Origin of the sequence: Haemophilus haemolyticus (genome assembly GCF_001008205.1) — a bacterium.
Lineage (GTDB): Bacteria > Pseudomonadota > Gammaproteobacteria > Enterobacterales > Pasteurellaceae > Haemophilus > Haemophilus haemolyticus_Q.
Map to the genome: position 1 here is coordinate 176,589 of NZ_LCTK01000006.1, position 26,985 is coordinate 203,573.

General features: G+C 39.4%; 26 protein-coding genes. 7 read left to right on the forward strand and 19 right to left on the reverse strand.

The genetic code is table 11. The annotated features are described in order from the left end of the window. Positions 1–71: 71 nt before the first annotated feature. The 11 genes from rpoB to AAX18_RS02210 form a co-directional block, all read right to left on the reverse strand. Entirely contained in the window at positions 72–4,100 is a 4,029-nt protein-coding gene (rpoB, locus tag AAX18_RS02155) for a DNA-directed RNA polymerase subunit beta (protein ID WP_005627659.1), read from the reverse strand. Between the two features lie 381 nt (positions 4,101–4,481). Then, entirely contained in the window at positions 4,482–5,171 is a 690-nt protein-coding gene (gene rplA / locus AAX18_RS02165) for a 50S ribosomal protein L1 (protein ID WP_005627655.1), read from the reverse strand. A gap of 4 nt (positions 5,172–5,175) precedes the next feature. Further along, positions 5,176–5,604: a 50S ribosomal protein L11 gene (rplK, locus tag AAX18_RS02170; RefSeq protein WP_005627653.1), complete on the reverse strand. Its 429-nt coding sequence runs from the start codon at positions 5,602–5,604 to the stop codon at positions 5,176–5,178. A 172-nt stretch (positions 5,605–5,776) separates the two neighbouring features. Beyond that, complete coding sequence (gene deoD, locus AAX18_RS02175) at positions 5,777–6,493, reverse strand: purine-nucleoside phosphorylase (RefSeq protein WP_005627650.1); 717 nt, start codon at positions 6,491–6,493, stop codon at positions 5,777–5,779. A gap of 69 nt (positions 6,494–6,562) precedes the next feature. Beyond that, the gene (locus AAX18_RS02180) at positions 6,563–7,816 is read right to left on the reverse strand and encodes a NupC/NupG family nucleoside CNT transporter (protein WP_005627647.1); all 1,254 of its coding nucleotides are present in this window, start codon (positions 7,814–7,816) and stop codon (positions 6,563–6,565) included. Positions 7,817–7,915: 99 nt separating this feature from the next. Continuing rightward, positions 7,916–8,704, reverse strand: coding sequence for a 4Fe-4S cluster-binding domain-containing protein (locus tag AAX18_RS02185; RefSeq protein WP_005627646.1), 789 nt, complete (start codon positions 8,702–8,704; stop codon positions 7,916–7,918). An 8-nt stretch (positions 8,705–8,712) separates the two neighbouring features. Beyond that, positions 8,713–10,257, reverse strand: a complete 1,545-nt coding sequence (locus AAX18_RS02190) for a YjjI family glycine radical enzyme (protein ID WP_046952800.1) — start codon at positions 10,255–10,257, stop codon at positions 8,713–8,715. 212 nt (positions 10,258–10,469) lie between these two features. Further along, positions 10,470–11,510 carry a glycosyltransferase family 9 protein gene (locus tag AAX18_RS02195; protein ID WP_046952801.1) on the reverse strand — a complete coding sequence of 347 codons (1,041 nt, stop codon included), beginning with the start codon at positions 11,508–11,510 and terminating at the stop codon, positions 10,470–10,472. A gap of 66 nt (positions 11,511–11,576) precedes the next feature. After that, complete coding sequence (gene fbaA, locus AAX18_RS02200; protein ID WP_005627643.1) at positions 11,577–12,656, reverse strand: class II fructose-bisphosphate aldolase; 1,080 nt, start codon at positions 12,654–12,656, stop codon at positions 11,577–11,579. A gap of 118 nt (positions 12,657–12,774) precedes the next feature. Further along, positions 12,775–13,935 (reverse strand): phosphoglycerate kinase, encoded by a 1,161-nt coding sequence (gene pgk, locus AAX18_RS02205; RefSeq protein WP_005627642.1) that lies wholly within the window; start codon positions 13,933–13,935, stop codon positions 12,775–12,777. Positions 13,936–14,030: 95 nt separating this feature from the next. Then, positions 14,031–14,801: a ribonuclease T2 family protein gene (locus AAX18_RS02210; RefSeq protein WP_046952802.1), complete on the reverse strand. Its 771-nt coding sequence runs from the start codon at positions 14,799–14,801 to the stop codon at positions 14,031–14,033. A gap of 77 nt (positions 14,802–14,878) precedes the next feature. Here AAX18_RS02210 and AAX18_RS02215 point away from each other — a divergent pair, with 77 nt between their 5' ends. Further along, positions 14,879–15,139, forward strand: a complete 261-nt coding sequence (locus AAX18_RS02215; RefSeq protein ID WP_005627640.1) for a YfhL family 4Fe-4S dicluster ferredoxin — start codon at positions 14,879–14,881, stop codon at positions 15,137–15,139. 143 nt (positions 15,140–15,282) lie between these two features. Here AAX18_RS02215 and AAX18_RS02220 read toward each other — a convergent pair whose 3' ends face one another. From AAX18_RS02220 to tsaD, 3 genes are read right to left on the reverse strand one after another with little or no spacing between them, the layout of a single operon-like run. Further along, positions 15,283–16,503 carry an aromatic amino acid transporter gene (locus AAX18_RS02220; protein ID WP_005627639.1) on the reverse strand — a complete coding sequence of 407 codons (1,221 nt, stop codon included), beginning with the start codon at positions 16,501–16,503 and terminating at the stop codon, positions 15,283–15,285. A 36-nt stretch (positions 16,504–16,539) separates the two neighbouring features. Beyond that, complete coding sequence (locus AAX18_RS02225) at positions 16,540–17,121, reverse strand: thymidine kinase (protein WP_046952803.1); 582 nt, start codon at positions 17,119–17,121, stop codon at positions 16,540–16,542. 8 nt (positions 17,122–17,129) lie between these two features. Then, positions 17,130–18,158 carry a tRNA (adenosine(37)-N6)-threonylcarbamoyltransferase complex transferase subunit TsaD gene (gene tsaD, locus AAX18_RS02230; protein WP_005627634.1) on the reverse strand — a complete coding sequence of 343 codons (1,029 nt, stop codon included), beginning with the start codon at positions 18,156–18,158 and terminating at the stop codon, positions 17,130–17,132. Between the two features lie 231 nt (positions 18,159–18,389). On the opposite strand from tsaD, the gene rpsU reads away from it, so the two are divergent. The 3 genes from rpsU to rpoD all read left to right on the forward strand — a co-directional run bounded on the left by rpsU (position 18,390) and on the right by rpoD (position 22,475). Continuing rightward, positions 18,390–18,605 (forward strand): 30S ribosomal protein S21, encoded by a 216-nt coding sequence (rpsU, locus tag AAX18_RS02235; protein WP_005627632.1) that lies wholly within the window; start codon positions 18,390–18,392, stop codon positions 18,603–18,605. A 133-nt stretch (positions 18,606–18,738) separates the two neighbouring features. Next, entirely contained in the window at positions 18,739–20,520 is a 1,782-nt protein-coding gene (gene dnaG, locus AAX18_RS02240; RefSeq protein WP_005627630.1) for a DNA primase, read from the forward strand. Between the two features lie 71 nt (positions 20,521–20,591). Next, entirely contained in the window at positions 20,592–22,475 is a 1,884-nt protein-coding gene (gene rpoD / locus AAX18_RS02245) for an RNA polymerase sigma factor RpoD (RefSeq protein WP_005627628.1), read from the forward strand. A gap of 101 nt (positions 22,476–22,576) precedes the next feature. On the opposite strand, the gene rplI is transcribed toward rpoD, so the two are convergent. The 5 genes from rplI to infA all read right to left on the reverse strand — a co-directional run bounded on the left by rplI (position 22,577) and on the right by infA (position 24,393). Next, positions 22,577–23,026 (reverse strand): 50S ribosomal protein L9, encoded by a 450-nt coding sequence (rplI, locus tag AAX18_RS02250; protein WP_005627626.1) that lies wholly within the window; start codon positions 23,024–23,026, stop codon positions 22,577–22,579. Positions 23,027–23,042: 16 nt separating this feature from the next. Then, positions 23,043–23,270, reverse strand: coding sequence for a 30S ribosomal protein S18 (rpsR, locus tag AAX18_RS02255; protein ID WP_005598105.1), 228 nt, complete (start codon positions 23,268–23,270; stop codon positions 23,043–23,045). A gap of 11 nt (positions 23,271–23,281) precedes the next feature. Further along, positions 23,282–23,608 carry a primosomal replication protein N gene (gene priB / locus AAX18_RS02260; RefSeq protein WP_005627623.1) on the reverse strand — a complete coding sequence of 109 codons (327 nt, stop codon included), beginning with the start codon at positions 23,606–23,608 and terminating at the stop codon, positions 23,282–23,284. Further along, positions 23,595–23,972, reverse strand: a complete 378-nt coding sequence (rpsF, locus tag AAX18_RS02265; protein ID WP_005627620.1) for a 30S ribosomal protein S6 — start codon at positions 23,970–23,972, stop codon at positions 23,595–23,597. The genes priB and rpsF overlap by 14 nt, the downstream gene beginning before the upstream one ends. A 202-nt stretch (positions 23,973–24,174) precedes the next feature. Further along, the gene (gene infA, locus AAX18_RS02270) at positions 24,175–24,393 is read right to left on the reverse strand and encodes a translation initiation factor IF-1 (protein WP_005627617.1); all 219 of its coding nucleotides are present in this window, start codon (positions 24,391–24,393) and stop codon (positions 24,175–24,177) included. Positions 24,394–24,598: 205 nt separating this feature from the next. Between infA and rsmA the strand changes: the two genes are divergently transcribed. The 3 genes from rsmA to AAX18_RS02285 are packed head-to-tail and all read left to right on the forward strand — an operon-like array spanning position 24,599 to position 26,938. Beyond that, positions 24,599–25,462: a 16S rRNA (adenine(1518)-N(6)/adenine(1519)-N(6))-dimethyltransferase RsmA gene (rsmA, locus tag AAX18_RS02275; protein ID WP_005627603.1), complete on the forward strand. Its 864-nt coding sequence runs from the start codon at positions 24,599–24,601 to the stop codon at positions 25,460–25,462. Positions 25,463–25,477: 15 nt separating this feature from the next. Further along, complete coding sequence (apaH, locus tag AAX18_RS02280; RefSeq protein ID WP_005627602.1) at positions 25,478–26,305, forward strand: bis(5'-nucleosyl)-tetraphosphatase (symmetrical) ApaH; 828 nt, start codon at positions 25,478–25,480, stop codon at positions 26,303–26,305. Between the two features lie 9 nt (positions 26,306–26,314). Then, a complete protein-coding gene (locus AAX18_RS02285; RefSeq protein ID WP_005627601.1) occupies positions 26,315–26,938 on the forward strand; it encodes a glucose-6-phosphate 1-dehydrogenase family protein in 624 nt (207 codons plus the stop codon). The last annotated feature ends 47 nt before the right edge of the window (positions 26,939–26,985 follow it).

Below are 26,985 nucleotides of genomic sequence, written 5' to 3' on the forward strand. Positions count from 1 at the left end.
TTTTCCACCGCACTTCGGCGATTTTTCTTTCGTAAAGCGAGTGAAGCAGAAATTCTTCACTCCCCTACTGATTACTCTTCGTCTAACTCGATATTTAAACCAAGTGAGCGGATTTCTTTCATAATTACATTGAAAGATTCCGGTGTGCCTGGGTCCATGTGTTGGTTACCACTTACGATGTTTTTATACATCTTCGTACGACCATTCACATCATCCGATTTCACCGTTAACATTTCTTGTAAGGTATAAGCTGCACCATATGCTTCAAGTGCCCATACTTCCATCTCACCGAAACGTTGGCCACCGAATTGAGCTTTACCACCCAATGGTTGTTGTGTAACAAGGCTATAAGAACCAGTTGAACGAGCATGCATTTTGTCATCAACTAAGTGGTTCAATTTGAGCATGTACATATAACCTACAGTTACTGGGCGCTCGAATTTCTCACCTGTACGACCATCATATAAAGTGATTTGACCTGAAGTTGGTAATCCACCAAGTTTTAATAGCTCTTTGATTTCAGCTTCAGCTGCACCATCAAATACTGGTGTCGCAACCGGTAAACCTTTACGTAGATTTTCAGCTAAGCGCAATACTTCTTCATCTGTGAAGGTACTTAAATCCACTTTTTGTGAGCCATTACCTAAGTCATACGCTTTTTGGATATAACCACGTAATTTTTCCACTTCTTGTTTTTGTTTAAGCATTGCATTGATTTGATCACCAATACCTTTCGCAGCTAAACCTAAGTGGGTTTCAAGGATCTGACCGATGTTCATACGAGATGGTACGCCCAGTGGGTTCAATACGATCTCAACTGGTTGGCCATTCTCATCGTATGGCATATCTTCAACTGGGTTAATTTTCGAGATAACACCTTTGTTACCATGACGACCCGCCATTTTATCACCCGGTTGGATATGACGTTTCACCGCGAGGTAAACTTTAACCACTTTTAACACGCCCGGTGCAAGATCATCACCTTTGATGATTTTCTTACGTTTCACTTCAAGTTTATGTTCAAACTCTTTGCGAAGTTCTTCGTATTGCTCTGCAAGCTGTTCTAATTGATTTTGTTTTTCTTCATCTGCAATGGTTTGTTCTAACCATTTAGTGCGATCTAATTTATCTAATTGCGCGGCATCAGCACCACTAGAAATAAGAAGATTACGAACACGAGCAAATAAGCCAGCTTCTAAAATCTCTAACTCTTCAGTTAAATCTTTTTTCGCTTCACGAAGCTGCATTTCTTCAATTTCTAATGCACGTTTATCTTTTTCTACGCCATCACGAGTGAAGACTTGAACATCAATAACCGTACCTGATGTACCGTTTGGCACACGTAATGAAGAATCTTTCACATCAGAGGCTTTTTCACCAAAGATTGCACGTAAAAGTTTTTCTTCTGGGGTTAATTGAGTTTCACCTTTAGGCGTTACTTTACCTACTAAGATGTCACCACCTTTAACCTCTGCACCAACATAAACAATACCAGATTCATCAAGTTTGCTTAACGCAGACTCACCTACGTTTGGAATATCTGCAGTAATTTCTTCTGCACCTAACTTAGTATCACGCGCAACACAAGATAATTCTTGAATATGGATGGTAGTGAAGCGGTCTTGTTGTACAACACGCTCAGAAACTAACATTGAGTCTTCGAAGTTATAACCGTTCCAAGGCATGAACGCCACGCGGATATTTTGACCTAGTGCTAATTCACCTAAGTCTGTTGAAGGGCCATCTGCTAAGACTTCACCACGATTAATTGGATCGCCTAAATTCACACAAGGAATTTGGTTGATACACGTATTTTGGTTAGAACGGGTGTATTTAATTAAGTTATAAATATCGATACCCGCTTCGCCTGCTACAGTTTCGTCTTCATTTACTTTAATAACGATACGAGAAGCATCGACGTACTGAACTGTACCACCACGTTTTGCAACAACCGCAACACCTGAGTCAAGTGCGATTGGTTTTTCCATACCTGTACCAACTAATGGTTTGTCAGCACGTAATGTTGGAACTGCTTGACGTTGCATGTTCGCCCCCATCAACGCACGGTTCGCATCGTCATGCTCAAGGAATGGAATTAATGCAGCCGCGACAGATACCACTTGTTGTGTCGAAACGTCCATATAGTGAATATCTTCAGGTTTATATAAACCTGATTCACCACGTTCACCACGTGCAGTAACGAAAGCATCAGTAAAACGGTTATTTTCGTCTAAGTTTGAGTTTGCCTGTGCAATGATATAGTTTGCTTCATCAATTGCAGATAAGTATTCAATTTCTTCAGTAACTTGACCATCAACTACTTTACGATATGGCGTTTCTAAGAAACCATAATCATTAGTACGTGCAAACGCAGAAAGTGAGTTGATCAAACCGATGTTTGGACCTTCAGGGGTTTCAATCGGACATAAACGACCATAGTGGGTATTATGTACGTCACGCACTTCAAAGCCTGCGCGCTCACGAGTTAAACCACCTGGACCTAATGCAGAAATACGACGCTTGTGCGTCACTTCTGATAATGGGTTGTTTTGGTCCATAAATTGCGAAAGTTGTGAAGAACCAAAGAATTCTTTCACCGCTGCAGAAATTGGTTTTGGATTAATTAAGTCTTGCGGTGTGATTGCATCTAAATCACCTAAAGATAAGCGTTCTTTCACCGCTCTTTCTACACGCACTAAACCAATACGGAATTGGTTTTCCGCCATCTCACCTACACTACGGATACGACGGTTACCCAAGTGGTCAATATCATCCACTTCGCCGCGACCATTACGGATGTCGATCAATTTACGCATTACCGCAATAATATCTTCATTGCTTAAAGTGCCAGCGCCTTCACCTTCTGCGATCGCTAAAGAACGATTAAATTTCATACGACCGACAGCAGATAAATCATAACGCTCTGCAGAGAAGAATAAATTATTGAATAACGCTTCTGAAGATTCTGGTGTTGGTGGTTCACCCGGACGCATCATGCGATAAATTTCATAAAGCGCACTGGTTTTGTCATAAGTTGGATCTACACGTAGCGTTTCGGAAATATATGGACCGTAATCTAAATCATTAGTAAATAAAGTTTCGATCGTGGTATAACCTGCTTGCGCTAATTTTGCAAGAGTCTCTAAAGAAATCTCACCATTTGCAGGGCAAATAATTTCGCCAGACTCTAAATCAACATAATCTTTCGACGCAACTTTACCTAAAATATATTCAGAAGGTACAACGACTTGTGAAATTTTATCTTTTTCTAATGCTTTGATATGACGTGCGGTAATACGACGACCACGTTCAACATAAACTTTGCCATTTGCTTCAATATCAAAAGAAGCTGTTTCACCACGTAAACGTTCTGGCACTAAAGTCATTAACAATTTATCGCCAGCGATTTCAAAGGTAATTTTATCAAAGAATAAGTTTAAGATTTCTTCAGTGGTATAGCCTAATGCACGAAGAATGATTGTTGCCGGTAATTTACGACGACGGTCAATACGAGCAAATAAGTTATCTTTTGGATCGAATTCAAAATCTAACCAAGAACCACGGTAAGGGATAATACGTGCGTTATAAAGCACTTTACCTGAAGAATGAGTTTTACCTTTGTCAGAATCAAAGAATACACCTGGACTACGGTGTAATTGTGAAACGATAACACGCTCGGTGCCATTAATTACGAAAGTACCGTTATCAGTCATTAATGGGATTTCACCCATATAAACTTCATTTTCTTTAATATCTTTAACTGCGCGTGAAGAAGATTCTTTATCGTAGCTCACTAAACGTAATTTTACACGTAAGCCTGCTGCATAAGTTGATCCACGAATTTGACACTCACGTACATCAAATTCAGGTTCTTCTAAACGATAATCTACATATTGTAATTCTGTATAGCCATTATTGCTTACAATAGGGAATACAGAACGGAATGCCGCTTCTAAACCTTGCTGACCTTCAGGATCTTTTTGAATAAATTTATCAAAAGAATCCAACTGAATGGTTAATAAATAAGGAACATTTAAAACTTGCGGACGTTTACCGAAATCTTTACGAATTCGTTTTTTTTCAGAATAGGAGTAACCCATTGGTTTTCCTCTGCTAACTGTTCAGTGACCTAGCCACAAACTAACTGTGACGTGAATGACCGTTAAAATGACCGCACTCTGAACCTTACTTCTATAGTGGGGTGACAACTCAAATTACATAGGACGACAACTTGAGCAAAACAACGACAAATAACGGTGAATTTATCATTGTATAGATGTGCTTTCTATCAAAACACGGTTAAATTAAACAATAAAAGGTCAAAATTGATTAAAAATCAATCTAAATCTTTGCTAATTTTAAGGCGGTAAATTTTAAATGAATGCAGCTTTCTCGTCAAGTTTAAAACTTATGAATAAATTTTATGAAATAAAAAACCGCACTTTAAAAAAGTGCGGTTTAAAATCTATCAATTCTTTAAATTATAAAGAAGTTTGATCAACAGCAACACCTGCACCCATAGTGGTAGAGATGCTTACTTTCTTGATGAAGATACCTTTAGCTGTAGTTGGTTTTGCTTTGTTTAAAGCTGCCAATAATGCTTGAAGGTTTTCTTTTAATTGAACTTCAGAGAAGTTTGCTTTACCAATAGTGGTGTGGATGATACCGTTTTTATCATTACGATAACGGATCTGACCAGATTTAGCATTTTTAACTGCTTCAGCAACGTTTGGAGTTACAGTACCCACTTTAGGGTTTGGCATTAAACCACGTGGGCCTAATACTTGACCTAATTGACCAACAACACGCATTGCATCAGGAGAAGCGATAACAACATCAAAGTTCATTTCGCCTTTTTTGATTTGCTCTGCTAAATCTTCCATACCTACTAAATCAGCACCAGCTTCTTTAGCTGCATCTGCGTTAGCACCTTGAGTGAACACAGCTACGCGTACTTCACGACCAGTACCGTGTGGTAATACAGTTGCACCACGAACGTTTTGGTCAGATTTACGAGGATCGATACCTAAGTTTACTGCAACGTCAACACTTTCAACGAATTTAGCGGTTGCGAATTGTTTTAATACCGCGATCGCTTCGTTGATTTCGTATGCTTTAGTAGAATCTACGCCAGCTTTGATTGCTTTCATTTTTTTAGTCAATTTAGCCATCGTATTATTCCTCCACCACTAAGCCCATAGAGCGAGCAGTACCAGCAATTGATTTCATTTTGGTTTCGATAGACGCGCCAGTCATATCTGCTGCTTTAGTTTCAGCGATTTGACGAACTTGATCTAAAGTTACTTTACCCACTTTATCTTTGTTCGGTTTACCTGAACCAGATTTGATACCTGCAGCTTTTTTCAATAATACTGCTGCTGGTGGAGTTTTAGTTACGAAAGTAAATGAACGGTCTGCATATACAGTGATAACAACTGGAATTGGTAAACCTTTTTCTAAGCTCTCAGTACGAGCGTTGAATGCTTTACAGAATTCCATGATGTTCACACCTTGTTGACCTAATGCAGGACCAACTGGTGGTGATGGGTTTGCCATACCAGCTGCAACTTGCAACTTAACGTAGGCTTGGACTTTTTTTGCCATTTTAGTTTTCCTCTAATTGGGTAATAACGCTATTAAATAGCTCCCCGATAATTTTCAGTGCAACATTCATTGCACCACACAAAAATATGAGCCGCGAACGGCTCATAATGGGCGCGGATTATATTAAAAGTACGGTTGTTTTTCAAGCACTTCTTAAATCCACTATAAGAAATTATTGTGCATCACCAATTAAGACTGAATCCAATGCAATTTCAATCATATCATTGAATGTTAATTGGCGTTCTTCCGCAGTCGTTTGTTCATGCGTACGAATGTGATCAGATACGGTACAAATCGTTAATGCTTTTGCACCATATTCTGCAGCTACACCATAAATTCCAGCGGCTTCCATTTCCACGCCTAAAATGCCGTATTTTTCCATTACATCGAACATTTCAACATCAGGTGTATAGAATAAATCCGCCGAGAATAAATTACCTACACGAACGGCCTTGCCTTTTGCTTTTGCAGCTAGAACAGCGGCTTGTACCATATCGAAGTCAGCAATAGCTGCAAAATCGTTATCTTTGAAACGAATACGGTTTACTTTTGAATCGGTACATGCACCTAAACCGATAATTACATCGCGCACTTTTACGTCCATACGAACAGCACCACAAGAACCTACACGGATAATTTTTTTCACACCGTATTCGGTGATTAATTCTTTCGCGTAAATAGAGCAAGATGGAATCCCCATACCATGGCCCATAATAGAAATCTTACGACCTTTATAAGTCCCAGTAAAACCAAGCATATTACGAACATTTGTTACTTCTACTGCATCTTGCAAAAACGTTTCTGCAATGTATTTTGCACGAAGTGGATCGCCTGGCATTAAAACAACATCAGCAAATGCACCTTCAGGCGCGTTAATATGTGGAGTCATAATTTTCCTTCCTTTTTTCAAATATAAAAATAAAAAGTGCGGTCATTTTTCACCGCACTTATCCGAGAATTAAAGCGCTGCAGCACCGAGACCAATGAACAAGCCAGCAATCGTTGCACTCATTAAGTTTGCTAAAGTACCCGCGATTACCGCTTTTAAGCCTAAACGAGCAACATCACTACGACGGTTTGGCGCCATTCCACCTAAACCACCGATTAAGATTGCAATTGAGCTGAAGTTAGCAAAACCACAAAGTGCGAAAGTAATAATTGCTTTGGTTTTTTCAGTTAATACAATCGCAGAATCTGGTTGCAAGTATTTTGCAAATTCGAGGTAACCTACGAATTCGTTAACCGCTAATTTCATACCGATCATTTGTCCTGCGATACCCGCTTCGGTACCGTCAGTTACACCGATTAAGTATGCTAATGGTTTAAAAATTAAACCAAAGATAGATTGTAAAGTTACGTCGCCATAGCCGAACCAGCCACCAACGCCACTTAAAATACCGTTAATTAATGCAATTAAACCAACGAATGCGATTAACATTGCACCTACGTTTAAGGCAAGTTGCATACCTGCACTCGCACCCCCCGCCATTGCTTCAAGTACGTTAGTTGGTTTTTCTGAATCATTGTCTTCTGGTTGTTTATCAGAGAATTGTTCTGTTTGTGGGAACATTAATTTCGCAAATAACAAACCTGCTGGTGCCGCCATAAATGACGCAGCGATTAAGTATGTCAATGGCACGCCCATTCCAGCATAACCCGCCATTACTGAACCCGCGATAGATGCTGTACCACCTACCATGATGGCAAATAATTCAGATTGGGTCATATTTTTAATGTAAGGACGAACCACCAATGGTGCTTCAGTTTGACCAACGAAAATATTAGCCGCAGCGGACATGGATTCTGCTTTTGACGTACCCAATGCTTTTTGCAATGCACCACCCAATACTTTAATCACCACTTGCATAATACCAAGGTAATAAAGCACAGAAATTAAGCCAGAGAAGAATACAATAATTGGTAATACTTTCACTGCAAAAATGAAACCTGAAGGTTTGCTTGGATCAGCTAAACCGCCAAATACAAAGTTAATACCTTCGTTACCGTAAGCAATAACATTTGATACTGCATCAGCAGTTGCACCAAGTGCTTGTTTACCTGCTGGCACATATAAAATAAGGGCGGCAAATCCAACTTGGATTGCTAACGCCCCGAGCACGGTTCTGATACTAATCGCTTTACGATTATTGGAAAGTAACACGGCAATAGCGATTAATACGACCATTCCCAAAATGCTGCTTAACACACTCATTTGATTCCCCTAGATTGGTTAAATTAATAAAAAATCGGCTTATTCTACTTGTTTTCTCACAAAAAGTCGGGGGTTTTCACCGCTCTTTTTTGTAAACGACTACAAAATAGTCAAAACCTTGTTAATTCCACATTGACGCGCATAAGCAGCCAATGCATTAGTTTCTTCCGCACTTGGAATATGCGTTGATAACCCAGTTTCATCGCGCGCACCTTTACTATGCACGCGGATAATTTTTAATGCCACATCAGGATAATTTCGTAAAAGTAGCGCAACTTTGCTCACCAAATGTTCAGCATCAAAAAAATGCTTTAAAAAAACTAACCGCACTTCTTCCACTTTATTTACCGGCAACAAGGCAGCCAGATTTTGTAAATTTCGCTCAAGTTTATCGTTTTTTATGTGTAAACGTTCCGGTATCACTTGCTGTGGCACGATTCCTGTTTGATTTTGTCGGTCAAAACAGAGCGTTTGTAAACCTGCGCCTTCTCCTTTCAGATCGAATAAAAATTTATCAGTGACATCGATTAACGAACGAATACGATCAAACTCAAAAAAGCCACTACTATCCAAATAACAGGTTAATCCCTGCGAACGTAAAGCCTCAAAGAGCGGCACCAGTTTTTTGTGATGGATAGTCGGTTCACCGCCTGAAATTGTTACGCCACGAATAAATGGAACCGCCTCCATAACCTGTTCATACAAATACTGCAAACTAACCAATTTCGCATTTTCCGTATAACGAGGAATAGTTTCCGGATTATGGCAATACAAGCAATTTAGCTTGCAACCTTGCAGAAAAATACTCGAACGGTTGCCTTGCCCCTCTACATTTGAAAAAGGAATAATCCGATGTAACGGCACAAAAATCTCAGAAAGTGCGGTCATTTTTCCAATTATTTTTCAGCAGTGACATCTTTTTCATCGCGTAATTGGCGATCAAACACGTTGGCACATTCATCTGTACCCGAGCCATACCAAGTTGTATCGCGTAATGCGACTTCGCCTTTACGGTATTTTTCAACTTCGCTTTTCTTCACCAGATAACCTGTAACACGAATTAAATCTGTATTTTTCAAATAGGTGGTAATGTAGCGATAGCCCAAAGAGAATGCACCATCAATAATATCCACCACCGCATCGCAGTGATCCACATAGGTTTGATCAAAGGCGAATAAATCCCCTGTACCAGATGGGAAATATTTATGGAACGGTGCAGACTGTTTCAAATGCGCAAGTAACGTTGGTTCTTCGCCTACACGAATACGGTGAGCCGGTGCGTTGCGTTTGTCTTCTTCGTGGTTACTTGCGCCAACTTGCGCATGTAATAAATAACGATTGCCAGTGCGTTCTGCATAAACCCCTTCATGTGCATCAGTGATTTCTTTAAGTTTATCCATAATTGCTGTCGCAATTTCATCACCACGAGCACTTTTACCAAAGGTTTCATTTAATCCTTCACATTGCAATAAATGGTTTGCTGCATCTGCCAAGCCCACAATTGCAAACATTCCCGTAAAATTAGTGCGTTTGATAAAGCCTTCTTTTTCGAGGAATGAACTGTTAAAGAAATTACTTTCTTCCACTACAAATTTGTGTCGTTTATCCATCGTTGAAAGAGTACATTTCGCCACACGTGGTAATAATTCATTCAGCATTTCATCCGCACTTTTACACGCGCGAGCAATCGTGCCTAGACGTAAACGCGTTAATGTGTAAGCACCGCCACATTCAGGCAGTGCGTTATAGCAACTTGCTACGCCGTATTCTTCACCTAGATCGGAAATATAATAAGCATCGTTTGCAAAAGATGGTTTAGAAACTAATAAACAGGCTTTTGCTGCAAGTTCAGCAAACTCACGGCTTGTTTTGGATTTATCATAACGAATGGTCATATTCGGTGTTGGCGCTTCAAGCTCAATCACTGCGCGTAAAATCAAGCGGCCCGCTTTCGTATCATAAGGTCCAATATTGGCATGACAGAATGAATCAGGCACAGTTTTGTCGATATGATTTAAGAAACGTTTAATTTTGATGTAGTCTTTTTCTTCATCAGTAATGAAAGGTTCAAGCAATACATCAAGACGGCCAACATAAACGGGATAAGTTGTGATAGATGGTACGTGAGAGTAAAGAATCAATAATCCATCAAGTGCCTCATCAAGATCTTTTGGTGGCGGCAACTCTAAAAATTCACAGCCCTTTTGGATATACACATTGTAATCAGGCAGGATATAACGAGGACGATAAATGGCGTAACCTTCACATAAATCACAGATCATCTGATTCTGTAAAAAGCCCCATTCTTCATCGGTATAACCAAGCAAATCTCGAGGATCAAATAAACGCTCGGCAATATTGCCTAATGTCATTAATTTTTGATGATAAGTCAGATTATTGGCTTTTACAGTATCGAGAATATCTTGAAGTGAAGCTAACATAACGTCCCCCTTTGAAAATGGTTTTATATTGTACGCAATGGTAACAAAATAGACAATTTTGAAAATGTGAGCGAGATCACATTTTCAGAAATAAAAACTGAAGCAAACGGTTAACTAGTAAAATAAGAAAGATCTAAATTTAGATAAGTGAAAAAAAGATTTTGACTGGCAGAATAATGAAGCTCCGCCAGTTTTAATTTGATTGGTGAATTTTAAATGTTACGGCTTGAATAACACATTTTCTTAACAAAAGGGATTATCTCTTGTAATGCTTGTTGAATAGAAATTAGCCCAAGATTCATTTGAGTCTCTTTTCCTGCGGGTGGACAAAATGCAAGATGCTTATCGACATCATTAATCGGTTTCCAGCGTCTCGGCTGAGAAGAACGGCTATTTGGATAAAATCCGATAGTCGGAATATTAAACGCACTACTCAAATGCAATGGCCCAGTAGATCCCGCAATAAATAAATCCGCACAAGCTAAAGAATGAGCAAAATCCACTAAACCTTTATTCTTATCGTAAATGACTACACGTGAATCATCCACCAAATTTGCCAATTCATGGGCTTTTTCACTTTCGCCAGGCCCTGCTGTCAGCACAACATTGCAATCAAACTCAGCCAATAAGCCTTTAATTAAATCTGCATATTGCGCTAAAGAAAGATTCGTTGCTGAGCCACCAGAACCACTATGCACAAAGATCCATTTTTTATTTGCGAAAAGCCCTAAATGCTCTTGCAAGAAAATTCGTTGATTTTCCACCGCACTTTTCTCAAAGGTTAAATAAGGCGGTTTAGGTTCAACAACTGGCATATTATGCTTTTGTAAAAAAGCACGAGCGAGATCTTGATTATACTCGGCTTCCGATTTTTCAGAACGAGAACGGCGTTGTGTTAAACGGTGATTATAGAGAATTTGAATCCATTTAGTCGCAGGTGCAAGGCGATATTTAATTCCGCTTTTCCAAGCGAGTTTTCCATTATGGGTATTGGAAAAGAAACTAATCATTCCATCAAACTGCTGTGCTTTGATTTCCTGCACAAGACGATTGAAATCCGTTTTATCATTTTTTTTGCTATCAATAATGACATGATCAATAAACGGACAAACTTCCGCTAGAGGCGCTGTGTAACTCGGCACAAGTGCGGTTAATTTTAAAGAAGGATTCGATAATTTCAGCATAGCAAAAGCGGGCCATGCTTGCATAAAGTCGCCTAATTTATCGTTACGAATAACTAAGATCTTTTCCATAATTTCTCCGCTAAAATAAAAAACCGCACTCGAAAGTGCGGTCGTATTTTATGTTATTTTTGTGGATTATAAAACATCAACACAATTTAAGTCTTCGAAAGATTGCTCTAAGCGTTTAGACATAGATTCTTCCATTTTACGTAGCCATACACGTGGATCGTAGTATTTTTTGTTTGGCGCATCTGGGCCTTCAGGGTTACCTAATTGACCTTGAAGATAAGCTTCATTTGCTTTATAGAAGTTCAAAATACCATTCCAAGATGCCCATTGAGTATCGGTATCAATGTTCATTTTGATTGCACCGTAGCTAATTGCTTCACGGATTTCTTCGCGGCTAGAACCAGAACCACCGTGGAAGACGAAGTTAATTGGTTTCGCAGGAAGATTACGTTCTTTGGCAACAAACTCTTGTGATGCACCTAAAATAGATGGTTTTAATTTTACGTTACCTGGTTTATACACGCCATGTACGTTACCAAATGCTGCAGCAACCGTAAAGTTAGGACTTACTGGATTTAATTGGTCGTAAACATAAAGCACGTCAGATGGTTGAGTATATAAACGAGACTCATCAACACCAGAATTATCTACGCCATCTTCTTCACCACCGGTAATACCGATTTCGATTTCAAGGGTCATCCCCATTTTATCCATACGAGCGAGGTATTCACGGCAGATTGCCATGTTTTCTTCCATTGGCTCTTCAGAAAGATCAAGCATGTGAGAAGAGAATAATGGACGACCAGTTTCTGCGAAGTGTTTTTCACCCGCTTCAAGTAAGCCATCGATCCATGGAAGTAATTTTTTCGCAGCGTGGTCAGTGTGAAGAATAACAGGAACACCGTATTCTTTCGCTAAAGTATGAACGTGTTTCGCTCCAGCAATCGCACCAAGCACATCAGGACGAGCACCACTTGCAGGTTTAACGCCTTTACCTGCATAGAACGCAGCACCACCGTTAGAAAATTGAATAATAACTGGCGCTTTTACGCGTGCAGCAGTTTCTAACACGGCATTAACTGAGTCAGAACCTACGCAGTTTACTGCTGGGATAGCAAAGTTATGCTCTTTTGCATAAGCAAAGATTTTTTGCACATCTTCACCTGTTACGACACCAGGTTTCACGATATCTAATAATTTAGCCATACTTGTGTTTCCTTTTTATGTTTAGCGGGACAAGCCCGCAATTTGAGAATTTTTTGACTTTTTATTGATGGCGATATTTTAATGTTCGCCATCGATATGTCACATAGAAAAAGTGCGGTTAGTTTTTCGCACGTTTTTCAAGAATTTCTACTGCTGGTAATACTTTGCCTTCTACGAATTCTAAGAACGCACCGCCACCCGTTGAAATGTAAGAGATCTTGTCTGCAATACCGAATAAATCGATAGCTGCTAAAGTATCACCGCCCCCTGCGATAGAGAATGCATCGCTGTTTGCAATCGCGTGAGAAATGATTTCAGTCCCTTTACGGAAGTTAGGGAACTCAAATACGCCAACAGGACCATTCCATAAAACGGTTTTTGCATTTTTGATGATCTCTGCTAATTGTGCTGCAGATTTATCACCGATATCGAAGATAGATTCGTCATCTTTTACTTCAGTCACTGATTTTTCTGTTGCAGGTGCAGTTTCAGAGAATTCAGTACCAACACGTACATCAACTGGAACTGGAATATCAGTGCTTGCTGCTAATTCTTTTGCTACAGGGATTAAATCTGCTTCATATAACGATTTACCCACATTGTGGCCCGCTGCTGCAATGAACGTATTTGCAATACCACCGCCTACGATAATTTGGTCAGCAATTTTTGAAAGAGAGTTTAATACTTCTAATTTAGTGGAAACTTTAGAACCGCCTACAATCGCGACCATCGGACGAGCAGGCTCTTTTAATGCTTTGCCTAATGCATCTAATTCTGCAGCAAGTAATGGACCTGCACAAGCAACCGGTGCAAACTCCGCTACGCCGTAAGTTGATGCTTGCGCACGGTGAGCGGTACCGAAAGCATCCATCACGAATACATCACAAAGTGCGGCATATTTTTTACCTAACTCAGGATCGTTTTTCTTCTCACCTTTGTTCACGCGAACGTTTTCTAAAACAACGATTTCACCTTCTTTAACATCCACACCGTTTAAATAGTCTTGTTCTAAACGAACGTTAAAGCCTGCGTTTTTTAAGTAATCAACAACTGGTTGTAAAGAATCTTCTGGTTTGAATTCACCTTCAGTTGGACGACCTAAGTGAGAAGTTACCATCACTTTCGCGCCTTTTTCTAAGGCTAATTTTAAAGTAGGAATGGTCGCACGAATACGCGCATCTGAGGTCACTTTGCCATCTTTTACTGGCACATTAAGATCCGCACGGATAAATACACGTTTACCGGCTAAATCTAAATCGGTCATTTTGATTACTGACATAATCTATCCTCTTGTTAAGTTAAAATTAAAATTGAAAACTTTTCGTATTATACCTACTTCGCGCTAGGTTGTAACGATTTAGATCAAAGAAATTCTTATTTGCTTTGGCAATTCATTACCTGCCATTTTTTATCATAACAAATGAATAATTCGTTTTGACTTGCACCTAAATAAGCATTTTTTAATTGTGGATTATGCTGTTTCATCCAACGAAAAAGTTCATTACGGCTTAAATGTTGATTCGGTAATTTTAATGAGCTAAATAAATCCTGCTCCTTATCAAAATATTGCTGGGCAGAATCAAACGCACAGCTACCATGTTTTTCCCATTCACCTTGCAATAATTGTTCACCTGGTGAAATAGCCAAATATTGTGCTAATAAATCTTTTGGCAAGGCTGGTAAATCGCCCTTGCAAAAACGTGGATGATCCGTTACTGAAAGTGCATTTGCATTTTGAGGCCATAGTCCATGAACGACCCAACCTAAAGTGCGGTTACTTCCACATTGATATTGAGAGGAGGAAGGCAACTGATTACCATATTTTTCACGCTGAATATCACAAAATCCAGGCGACCAAGATAATGCCAACATATAATAATCGACAGGCGCCTTTGCATTTTGCCCGATAGGATCATTACGCATAATCACATCATAATTGGCAAAAACATTCGGATTTTTCACCGCACTTTTTTCAAGATCCGTCCGCTTTGTCTCAAATTTAGGCTCAAATGCTTTTGTTTGCTTAGTTTGTTCAATTACGGGAGAAGGTGATTGATTTTTAGTTTTGGTTGAATCGGTAAAATACTGCCAAATTGCTAATACAACGAGGACAATAAGCGAAAGGGTGGAAGTGAATTTTTTCATAAATTTTGTTTAGTTTTTGTCAATCAAGTTTTTGTCGGCTATAATTCGCCGCTTTCAACTTTCTATTAAGGATCACAATGGCATTACTCATCACTAGCAAATGTACCAACTGCGATATGTGCTTACCAGAATGCCCAAACGAAGCCATTTCCATTGGCGATGAGATTTATGTGATCGATCCTGTACTTTGCACGGAATGTGTCGGCCATTACGACACGCCAACCTGCCAAAAAGTTTGCCCAATCACAAACTGTATTAAGCCCGATCCTGAACATCAAGAAACCGAAGAACAGCTTTGGGAACGCTTTGTGATGATTCATCATTCAGATAAATTGTAATTTTTAAAGCAACTGAAATATGACTTATTATCTTCTAAAAGAGTGCGGTTAATTTTTGAGCTTATTTTTATTATCAAAAAACTGAAATTTTTTACCGCACTTTTATCTATAAAAAGAACTACATTGAGTTACTTTTCTTCACATTATCCCGCTACGGCCGGTAAATATCCCCATTGAATTAAAAATGGAATGACCATAATCACGACGCCAATCAATAACGCAAACACCAAAGCAAAATTACCGCCAGCAACACGATATGGCAATGTTGGATTTTCAATACGTGTACGCCATGCCAAGCCAATTGGTAAAATTAAGCAATAGAACGAACACAACAAACCAGCGTAACTTAATGCAGTAATAAATCCTTCAGGATAAAACAATGCAAATACAAGTGGCGGTAAAAATGCGGCAATGGTTAATACAACGCGATTATTTGGCAAATGATAGCGTTTGAATAAATCACCTAAGCCTTCAAACACTCCAAGCATTACGCCTAAGAATGAAGTAATTAAAGCGAGTGATGAGAACACGCGAACCACTTCCCCCATAAAATGAGAGCCTGTAATTTCACGTGTTGCATTCACTAATCCATTTAGCGTTGGATCAGCTTGTAAAATACGCACAAATTCACTTTGACTTAATACACCATGGGTTGCTAACTGCCAGACTAGGTAAGCGGCTAATGGAATCGCGGTACCTATCAAAATGGCATGACGGAATTTTTCTACACTTCCACCTAAGTAGCTATTTACACTCGCCATAATGACGTGGAAGCCGAAAGAGGTAAAAAATATCGGCGCAGCAGAAACTACAAAAGCGTAATCCAAAGGCAATGCCATTAAATTATCTGTTGCCACTTTTGGAAGCATCATAAACAGTACAAAAGCAAAGGCGACTAGCTTACCAATAAATAACACGCGAGTTAAACCATCCACGCCTTTCGTTCCTACAACGACAAAAGAACCTAATACAACAGTAAAAATAATAATCGCCGTTTTAAGTGACATCGCTTCCATTCCAAAAGCAGTTGGCAAGCCTGAAAGCAGAGATCCACCACCAGTAATATAAGCGGCTGAAAGCGCATAAAGTAAAATTAACAAACTCAACGTTGCTAAAATTCGTCCCGGAACCCCAAAATATTTTTCAGCAAGCGTGGCGACACCATCATCCAACTGATCCGCTGTTTGATACACTTCTACAAACAACAATCCACTGTAAACCAACAAAGCCCACAAGCCTACGAGCAATAACACGGTATAACCAAAGCCCATGCCAGCTGATGTAAGCGGCATAGCAAGCATACCTGCTCCAATGGTTGTGCCTGCAATAATCAGTGCACTCCCAAATGTTTTATTCTGTAACATAAAATTATCCTTATAGTGTTGTGTTTGAAAACTAATTTAAAGTTGACCGCACTTTTCTTTATAGTGTAAGCGGCAAACAGAAAGGTAAGAGTCATTGCCCCCAATTTGAATTTGCGCGCCTTCTTTAATGACCTCACCTTGATCATTTAGGCGCAAAACAAAATTAGTCTTTCGGCCACAATAACAAATTGTTTTTAATTCTTCGAGTTGATCCGCCCAAGCCAGTAAATATTTACTTCCTTCAAAAAGTTCCGCTTGGAAATCTGTACGCAAGCCATAACAAAGCACAGGGATTTTGAGTTTATCTACGACATCGCTCAACTGGTAAACTTGTTGCTTGCTAAGAAATTGAGCTTCATCCACCAACACACAATGCACTTTTTCTTTTTTTAAGTGCTCATTGATTTCATCAAACAAATTAGTTTCCGAGCGAAATAAAAAGGCGTCTTGCGAAATACCAATACGCGATGTGACTTTTCCCACGCCAAAACGATCATCAATCGCAGCCGTATAAACTAATGTGTTCATATCACGCTCACGATAGTTATAGGAAGATTGCAGCAATGTCGTAGACTTACCAGCATTCATGGTGGAGTAGTAGAAATAGAGTTTTGCCATTTTTTCTCCTAAATTGCTGGTAATTCCGTCATTGCCCAACGAGGCTTAACATCAATAGCCAGATCGCTATACTGACCTTGTTTTAAACGTAAAAAACCTGTGTAAGCAATCATCGCACCATTATCTGTACAAAATTGAGGTTGAGGATAAAACACTTCGCCACCTAAATTTTGCATTAAGTGCGCAAGCGTTTCTCGGAGTTTTTTATTTGCGCTCACCCCTCCCGCAATCACTAAACGTTTATAACCTGTTTCTTTCAATGCACGCTTACATTTAATGGCAAGTGTATCCACCACCGCATCTTGGAAAGCATAAGCAATATCCGATTTAGTTTGTTCTGTTAGTTCCCCCTCGTTTTTAATTGCTTGATTAATCGTATTCGCGGCAAACGTTTTTAAACCTGAAAAACTAAAATCAAGGCCTGCACGATCTGTCATTGGACGTGGAAATGTGAAACGATTTGGTGTGCCTTTTTCTGCTAAACGAGAAAGTGCCGCACCACCTGGATAATCTAGTCCAAGTAATTTTGCTGTTTTATCAAAGGCCTCACCTGCTGCATCATCAATGGATTCGCCAATCACTTCATATTTCCCTACGCCATCTACACGCACTAATTGAGTGTGACCACCCGATACCAACAGAGCAACAAAAGGAAAGTGCGGTGAATTGTCATCAAGCATTGGCGCAAGTAAATGCCCTTCCATATGATGAACACCAATAGCAGGAACATTCCACGCATAAGCTAAAGAACGTGCAATCGTAGCGCCGACAAGCAATGCGCCAACAAGCCCAGGACCACTCGTATAAGCAATACCATCAATATCGCTCGCCGTTAACTTAGCTTCTTCCAACGCAGCTTTAATGAGAGGAGCTGTTTTACGAATATGATCGCGCGATGCCAATTCAGGAACCACACCACCATAATCTGCATGCAGGGCAATTTGAGTATAAAGTTGATTAGCAATTAATCCTTTTTCTTCATCATAAATTGCCACGCCCGTTTCATCACAGGAGGTTTCAATGCCTAAGATTTTCATTGATTTTCTTAATTTATTACCTAAAATGTTGCGCGATTTTACCCTGTTTAAGCGGTTTTAACCAGTTGAAACCACAAATATTAAGGTGAATTGGCATTCTTTCCTTTACTTTTTCCCTAAAAGTAGATTAGAATTGCGTCCTTTATTAAATTTACCATTTGCACAGTGGTGCGTTGGTGAAAATAACATTTTAAATTGCAATTAAATTAAACTCATTGAGGTGATTGGCTTATGCCTGTAATTAAAGTACGTGAAAACGAATCATTTGACGTAGCTTTACGTCGTTTCAAACGCTCTTGCGAAAAAGCGGGAATCTTAGCTGAAGTACGCGCTCGCGAATTTTACGAAAAACCAACTACAATTCGTAAACGTGAAAATGCAACGCTTGCAAAACGTCACGCAAAACGCAACGCTCGCGAAAACGCGCGCAATACCCGTTTATACTAATTTATAGTATTTTCTGACTCGAGTTAAGACAAACCGTGAATCCTTCGGACTCACGGTTTTGTTACTTTAAGCACAATAAAAATCTACGCCAAAAACGACCGCACTTTCACACCACGATCACGGAGGCTCGACAATGAAAGGTTCTATTCCACGCCCCTTTATTGATGATTTGCTGACAAAGTCCGATATTGTCGATGTGATTAACGCGCGCGTAAAACTAAAAAAAGCCGGCCGCGATTATCAAGCCTGCTGCCCTTTCCATCATGAAAAAACACCATCTTTCACGGTTAGTCAAAAGAAACAGTTTTATCATTGCTTTGGTTGTGGCGCACATGGTAATGCGATTTCCTTTTTAATGGATTATGACAAGCTTGAATTTGTAGAGGCGATTGAAGAACTTGCAGCGATGGCAGGGCTTGAGGTACCTTACGAAAAACGCACTAATAACAGCGGGAAACCTCAAGCTAATTATCAAACCAAACGAAATCTCTATGAATTAATGCAAGAGATTGCCAAGTTTTATCAAAGCCAATTGCCATTAAATACACAAGCGCAAGAATATTTACAACAACGTGGGCTTTCGTCTGAAATTATTGAGCGTTTCCAAATTGGGTTTGTACCGAATGCGATGGATACGGTACTGCGTAAATTTGGTGTTAATCGTGAAGAACAACAAAAACTCATTGAGTTAGGCATGCTTTCTCGAAATGATCGGGGTAATATTTACGATAAATTCCGAAATCGCATTATGTTTCCTATTCGCGATAAACGCGGTCGTACAGTGGCTTTTGGAGGGCGGGTATTAACGGATGAAAAACCGAAATATCTGAATTCACCAGAAACCATTACTTATCATAAAGGTAACGAGCTTTATGGTTTGTACGAAGCCTTACAAGCCAACGATGAACCAAAACAATTACTTGTTGTTGAAGGTTATATGGATGTGGTCGCATTAGCACAATTTGGCGTGGATTATGCGGTGGCTTCTTTAGGTACATCCACGACATCAGAACAAATTCAACTTATTTTTCGTTCGACTGAGCAAGTTGTTTGTTGTTACGATGGTGACCGTGCAGGGCGTGATGCGGCTTGGCGGGCATTAGAAAATGCGTTGCCTTATTTAGAAGATGGCAGACAACTCAAATTTATTTTCTTGCCAGAGGGAGAAGATCCTGATACTTACATTCGCCAATATGGCAAAGAAAAATTTGAAGAATATATCGAAAGTGCACAATCTTTAAGTGAGTTTATGTTTACTCACTTAAGCCCACAAGTTGATTTTTCTAGCAAAGAAGGGCGAGGAAAATTAGTTGCTCTGGCTGCGCCGTTAATTCGCCAAATTCCAGGAGAAATGCTGCGCTTATCGCTGCGCAATATGTTGGCTCAAAAGCTAGGAATTTTTGATCAAATGCAGTTGGAAAATCTTATTCCAAAACAATTAGAACACGCCAATACACAACAAAAAGTTGCTAATAATAAGATCAAGAAGACACCAATGCGAATGGTCATTTCATTGCTTCTTCAAAATCCTGAATTAGTAAAACGTATGTCTGAAAGCGGTGTGCAAGCATTACGTGCAGAAGCTGGTTTTGAAATTCTGGAAAAATTGACCGCACTTTGTCGCCAACGAGAAGGGATTACTACAGGGCAGATTTTAGAGCACTTCCGTGATACGTCTTACAGCAATCCCCTTGAAATACTGGCAACTTGGGATCATTTATTAGACGAAACAGAAATGATCAATGCATTTTCACAAAACTATCGTCGCTTAAATATTCAAGCCATTGAGCGAGACATTGAAATGCTTATTGCTAAAGAACGATCTGAAGGGCTTACTGACGAAGAAAAAACAGTGCTCGTTCACCTTTTGTCTGGGAAAGAACAGCAGAAAAAACAGTTAGTTAATCCACAATAACAATGATAAAATTCTAAGTTCGTAACAAGAATTATATTGCTACTATCACATCAAGCAAAACGGATATAAAAATGGAAAAAAATCAACAATCTACGGCTGAACAATATTCAGAACAAATTGAACAACTGATGGAATTAGGTCGCACTCAAGGTTATTTAACCTATGCAGAAATTAATGATTTATTACCAGAAGATGTCATCGACCCTGAATATTACGATAAGTTGCTACAAACGCTACAAAATGATGCAGGGATCCCCGTCTTAGACGAAGCCCCAGAAAGCGATGAGATGATGTTGAATGACACCATTCCAGATGAAGATGCGGTAGAAGAGGCAACCCAAATTCTTTCAAATGTAGAATCTGAAATCGGTCGAACAACCGATCCTGTCCGTATGTATATGCGTGAAATGGGAACGGTTGATCTTCTTACTCGTGAAGATGAAATCAGCATTGCAAAACGTATTGAAGAAGGAATTGATGAAGTTCAAACATCCATTGCTGCCTATCCTGAAGCTTTAAATGGGTTGCTAAAAAATTATGATGATGTGGAAAAAGGAAACTTCCGTTTAGCTGACTTAATTACAGGTTTTGTCGATCCAAATGCAGAAATAGAAGAACATAATGTCATTGATGAAAACTTTTCTGAAGACGGAGAGGAATCAGAAAGTGCAGATGTTGAAGACAATGAAGATGAAGACGAAAGCGAATCAGAATCTACATCAGATTCAAGCGAATCTGATAATAGCATCGATCCAGAGGTCGCAAGAGAAAAATTCCAACAGCTAAAAGAGCAACACAGCAAAACGCTTGCTGTTATTGAAAAACATGGTCGCTCAGGAAAACGTGCCCAGGATCAAATTGCACTGCTTGGTGAAATCTTTAAACAATTCCGCTTAGTACCAAAACAATTCGATTTACTCGTTTTATCAATGAAAGAAATGATGAAACGTGTGCGCTACGAAGAACGTCAATTACAAAAAATATTAGTTGATATTGCAGGAATGCCAAAAGATGATTTTGAAAAACTCATTATGACTAATGGCAGCAATACTGAATGGGTACAAAAAGCCTTAAAATCAAGCAAACCATGGGCAAAACGCTTACCAAAATATGAAGAACGTATCCTAGAAGCATTAAGTAACTTAGCTAGCATTGAAGAAAATACGAAACTTACCATTACCCAAATGCGCGATATCTGTGATGCAGTCGCTCGAGGTGAACAAAAAGCTCGTCGTGCTAAAAAAGAAATGGTAGAAGCTAACTTACGTTTAGTAATTTCCATCGCGAAAAAATATACGAACCGCGGTTTACAATTCCTTGACTTAATTCAAGAAGGGAATATTGGTTTAATGAAAGCTGTAGATAAATTTGAGTATCGCCGTGGTTATAAATTCTCTACATATGCGACTTGGTGGATTCGCCAAGCCATTACACGCTCTATTGCGGATCAAGCTCGTACAATCCGTATTCCGGTACATATGATTGAAACAATCAATAAACTTAACCGCATTTCTCGCCAGTTATTACAAGAAATGGGACGTGAAGCAACGCCAGAAGAATTGGCTGAACGCATGGGTATGCCGGAAGATAAAATCCGTAAAGTATTGAAAATTGCAAAAGAGCCAATTTCTATGGAAACGCCTATCGGTGATGACGATGACTCACATTTAGGTGATTTTATTGAAGATTCAACCTTAGAACTTCCTTTAGATTCTGCAACAGCACAAAGCTTAAGAGTTGCTACTCACGAAGTTCTTGAAGGCCTAACACCACGAGAAGCAAAAGTATTGCGCATGCGTTTTGGTATTGATATGAATACTGACCATACGCTTGAAGAAGTGGGTAAACAATTCGATGTCACACGTGAACGCATTCGTCAAATTGAAGCAAAAGCGTTACGTAAATTACGTCATCCTAGCCGATCAGAAACATTAAGAAGTTTCCTTGACGACTAAAAGTTACAAATAAAAAGGAGCTATAGCTCCTTTTTTATTACGTTAAACTAATAATAAAAAACCCGATCTAAGACCGGGTTTTATTTTGCCTATCTGACAAATTATTCTGCAACAACGATTACATCTAATGTTGCAAATACTTCACCGTGAAGTTGGAAACGAACATCGTGGTCACCAAGAGTACGGATTGGACCGTTTGGTAAACGAACTTCACTTTTCGCAATTTTAACGCCTGCTGCAGTTACTGCTTCTGCCACATCACGAGTAGTGATTGCGCCGAATAAACGACCTTCATCACCTGCTTTAGATGCGATAGTCACAGAACCTAATGCAGTAACTTCTGCTGCACGAGCTTGAGCCGCTGCAAGATTTGCTGCTGCTGCCGCTTCTAATTCTGCACGACGTGCTTCAAAGTGTTCAATGTTAGCTTTAGTTGCCATAACTGCTTTACCTTGTGGGATTAAGAAGTTACGTGCAAAACCTGATTTAACATTTACTTGATCGCCCACTTGACCTAAGTGAACAATTTTATCTAAAAGAATTACTTGCATTACCGTGTCTCCTTAATTACTGATGATTGTCAGTGTATGGAAGTAACGCTAAATAGCGAGCGCGCTTGATTGCACGAGCTAATTGACGTTGGTACTTCGCACGAGTACCGGTAATACGGCTAGGTACAATTTTGCCGCTTTCTGAAATATAGTTCTTTAATGTAGCGATATCTTTGTAATCGATTTCAACAACATTTTCCGCTGTGAAACGGCAGAACTTACGACGACGGAAATAACGTGCCATTTGGCTGTCTCCTAATCTATAAATTCGATTTGCTCGGCATGCAATACTAACTGCGTTAAACCATTTGAGGTTTTATGTGAAGTAATAAACCCCACCACAAGAAGTTTACTGCCGACCGTAATGCTTTGAGTTTTTTCTATTAACTGATTGCCACTGACCTGAACTGGCATCTTTAACCACGCTTGGCGTGATAAACCACTTTCGACTTGTTCGGAACGATGTTCTAGCCAAAATTGGCAATGCGCAATCCCGTTAGGGCTTTTGCTTCGCTTGGGTAATTGACACACTGTGCCGATTAACGAGAAGCGATTATCAAGTTTTGAATTACTCTTCAGCATCCTCAAAATCGTTGTTTTCAACTTCAGCTAAAGGTTTACGTTCTTCTTTAGCCGCTTTCATTGGGGACGCTTCTGTTACGGCGTGCTTAGTATGGATAACAAGACTGCGTAATACAGCATCGTTATAACGGAAAGTCGTTTCTAGCTCGTCGATGACTTGTTGAGGCGCTTCTACATTCATAAGCACATAGTGTGCTTTGTGTAATTTATTAATTGGGTACGCTAATTGGCGACGACCCCAATCTTCTAGGCGATGAACTTGACCACCAGCTTCTTTTACAGAACCGGTGTAACGTTCGATCATACCTGGTACTTGCTCGCTTTGGTCCGGATGAACCATAAACACGATTTCGTAGTGACGCATTACTGCTCCTTACGGGTTAATCAGCCTTTGACGTAGATCAGCCACCAATCTGCAAAGGCAAGGAACGAAAAATTCAATGTGGCTAAGGGTTGCGGATTATACCGATTTTTTTACGTTCCGCAACCAGTTTGAGTTCTTTTTGAACAAAAAAAGAAGGCCGATATTATTATAACAATATCGGCCTATCTCAAATCTTCTGTGATTAACGACTGCGGAAAATAATACGACCTTTACTTAAATCATAAGGGGTCATTTCTACAGTCACTTTATCCCCAGTCAAAATACGGATATAGTTTTTACGCATTTTTCCAGAAATATGCGCAGTAACCACGTGACCGTTTTCCAACTCCACGCGGAACATAGTATTCGGTAAAGTCTCTAAAATTGTGCCTTGCATTTCAATGCAATCTTCTTTCGCCATTGTATCCTCTAAAAATAATCGATTTTTTATCCGCACTTTAGGCGGAAAAGTTAAGAAAAACTGACGGATTATAGCCGTTTTTAGCTTTCTACGAAAGAAAAAATAATATTGTTCATAAAAAACTCAACTTGGCATAAGTTAACAATGATTTACAAAGCCAAAACAAGCCCTATAATAACCGTACTTTTCTTATTAAATAGTACTTATGAATTCAAAAAAACACTTAGGCCATACGGCTCGTAAACGCTTTGGTCAAAACTTTTTGCATGATACTTCTGTAATTCAAGGTATCGTGGCAGCGATTTACCCACAACCTAATCAATTCTTAGTGGAAATTGGTCCGGGACTTGGTGCATTAACAGAGCCTGTTGGTGAACTTGTCGATCATCTGACTGTGGTAGAGCTTGACCGAGACCTTGCTGAACGTTTACGTCACCATCCATTTTTACATCAAAAGCTCACCGTTATTGAAACGGATGCGATGCAATTTGATTTTGGTGAGCTTTATACAAAAGAGAATTTAGCAGAAAAAGGGCAAAAATTACGTGTATTTGGTAACTTGCCTTACAACATTTCCACCCCATTGATGTTCCACTTGTTTAAGTATCATGATGTGATTCAAGATATGCACTTCATGCTGCAAAAAGAAGTGGTCAAACGCTTATGTGCTGGACCAAATAGCAAAGCTTACGGCCGCTTAACTATTATGGCGCAATATTTCTGCCAAGTGATGCCTGTACTTGAAGTGCCACCTTCTGCATTTAAACCTGCACCGAAAGTGGATTCAGCCGTTGTACGTTTAATTCCTCATAAAGAATTGCCGCACCCTGTAAAAGATTTATATTGGTTGAACCTTGTTTGCTCCCAAGCGTTCAATCAACGCCGTAAAACGCTGCGCAATGCACTCTCAACATTATTTTCACCTGAAAATCTAACCGCACTTGGTATTGATTTAAATGCACGTGCAGAAAATTTGGCTATCGCAGATTATGCACGCTTAGCGAACTGGTTAGCGGATAATCCTCCAGCTGATATTAATAAAGATGAAATCTTAGATTCAGAAGAGTAAAAAGAGCGGTCAAAAATGGCAACCTATTTCGTCGGTGATTTACAAGGCTGTTATGATGAATTACAGCTTTTATTAGAATGTGTAGATTTCACCCCTACGCAAGATAAACTTTATCTTGTGGGGGATCTTGTGGCGCGTGGGGATAAATCACTTGAATGTCTTCGTTTCGTAAAATCACTTGGTAATGCGGCGCAAACCGTACTAGGGAATCACGATTTACATTTAATTGCGACCGCACTGGGTATTAAAAAAGTAAAACCGCGTGATCGTGTCGATGCCATTTTTAATGCACCCGATTTTGATGATCTCATTTACTGGTTACGTCATCAGCCATTACTTGTACATAATGAAAAGTTAAACTTCCTGATGGCACATGCTGGTATTTCGCCTGATTGGGATTTGGAAACTGCGAAATCTTGTGCAGCTGAAGTTGAACAGATTTTACAGCACGGCGATTTTCATTATCTCATTGAAAATATGTATTCTGAACAGCCTGATCGCTGGTCGCCAGATTTACAGGGCTTAGCGCGTCATCGTTACATTATTAATGCTTTTACTCGAATGCGTTTTTGCTATTTAGATCATCGCTTTGATTTTACCTGTAAATCCCCTTTAAAAGATGCGCCAACTGAGCTCACGCCTTGGTTTAATTTAGATAATCCACTTTATAAACAAATTCCCATTGTATTTGGACATTGGGCAAGTTTAGTAGATGAGCCTACACCACAAGGTATTTATGCACTAGATACGGGATGCGTGTGGAATAATCGAATGACTATGTTGCGCTGGGAAGACAAACAGTTCTTCACACAAAGTGCGGTCAAAAATTACAGTGATTTTTAAGGAAACGCTATGCTCTCGCTTACGGCTGAATCTTGCGAACTGTTCAATATTCCTTTCTACCAATTCGCCCAAATGAAAAAATTCTGTCCGGAAGATATTCCAGCAATTAAAGCTGATTACAAATTACATTGGGATAACTGGAAAGCGATTATTCAAGAAGTCACAAAGCAACTTGGCATGCCTTTTGCAAAACCACATATTGAAAGTTGGACCAATGGTTGGCAGGTACGCGCACATTTCTTCGCTTATTTTAAATACGAGTTTAACCAAAATTCTGCAGCAATCTTTTCTGTACTATTAAATCGTCGCCGACTAAGAGTATGTTTAGATTGGCATTGCTATCGTGCTGATCGCTCACAAATTAATGTGCAACAATATAATCAGTGGCTTGATCAATTTGATTTCAAACAATTTGCTGATTTTGATATTTGGCGAGAAGATGAAAGCGAATATGATGATTTTCGCCAAGTGAAGAGCATTTCTGAAAAAGATCTTCTCTTGCGTTCAGATGAGGATTTTTGGTGTATTGGAAAAAGCATTGAAAAAGCTGAACTTCATCAAATTGATCCCGTTTCATTTATCACAAAAACTATTCAACAATTGAAACCGCTTTACGATCGCTGTCATCAATAAAGTGCGGTCAATTTCCATTAAATTTTTTCGTCTTGTTTATTTGTTAT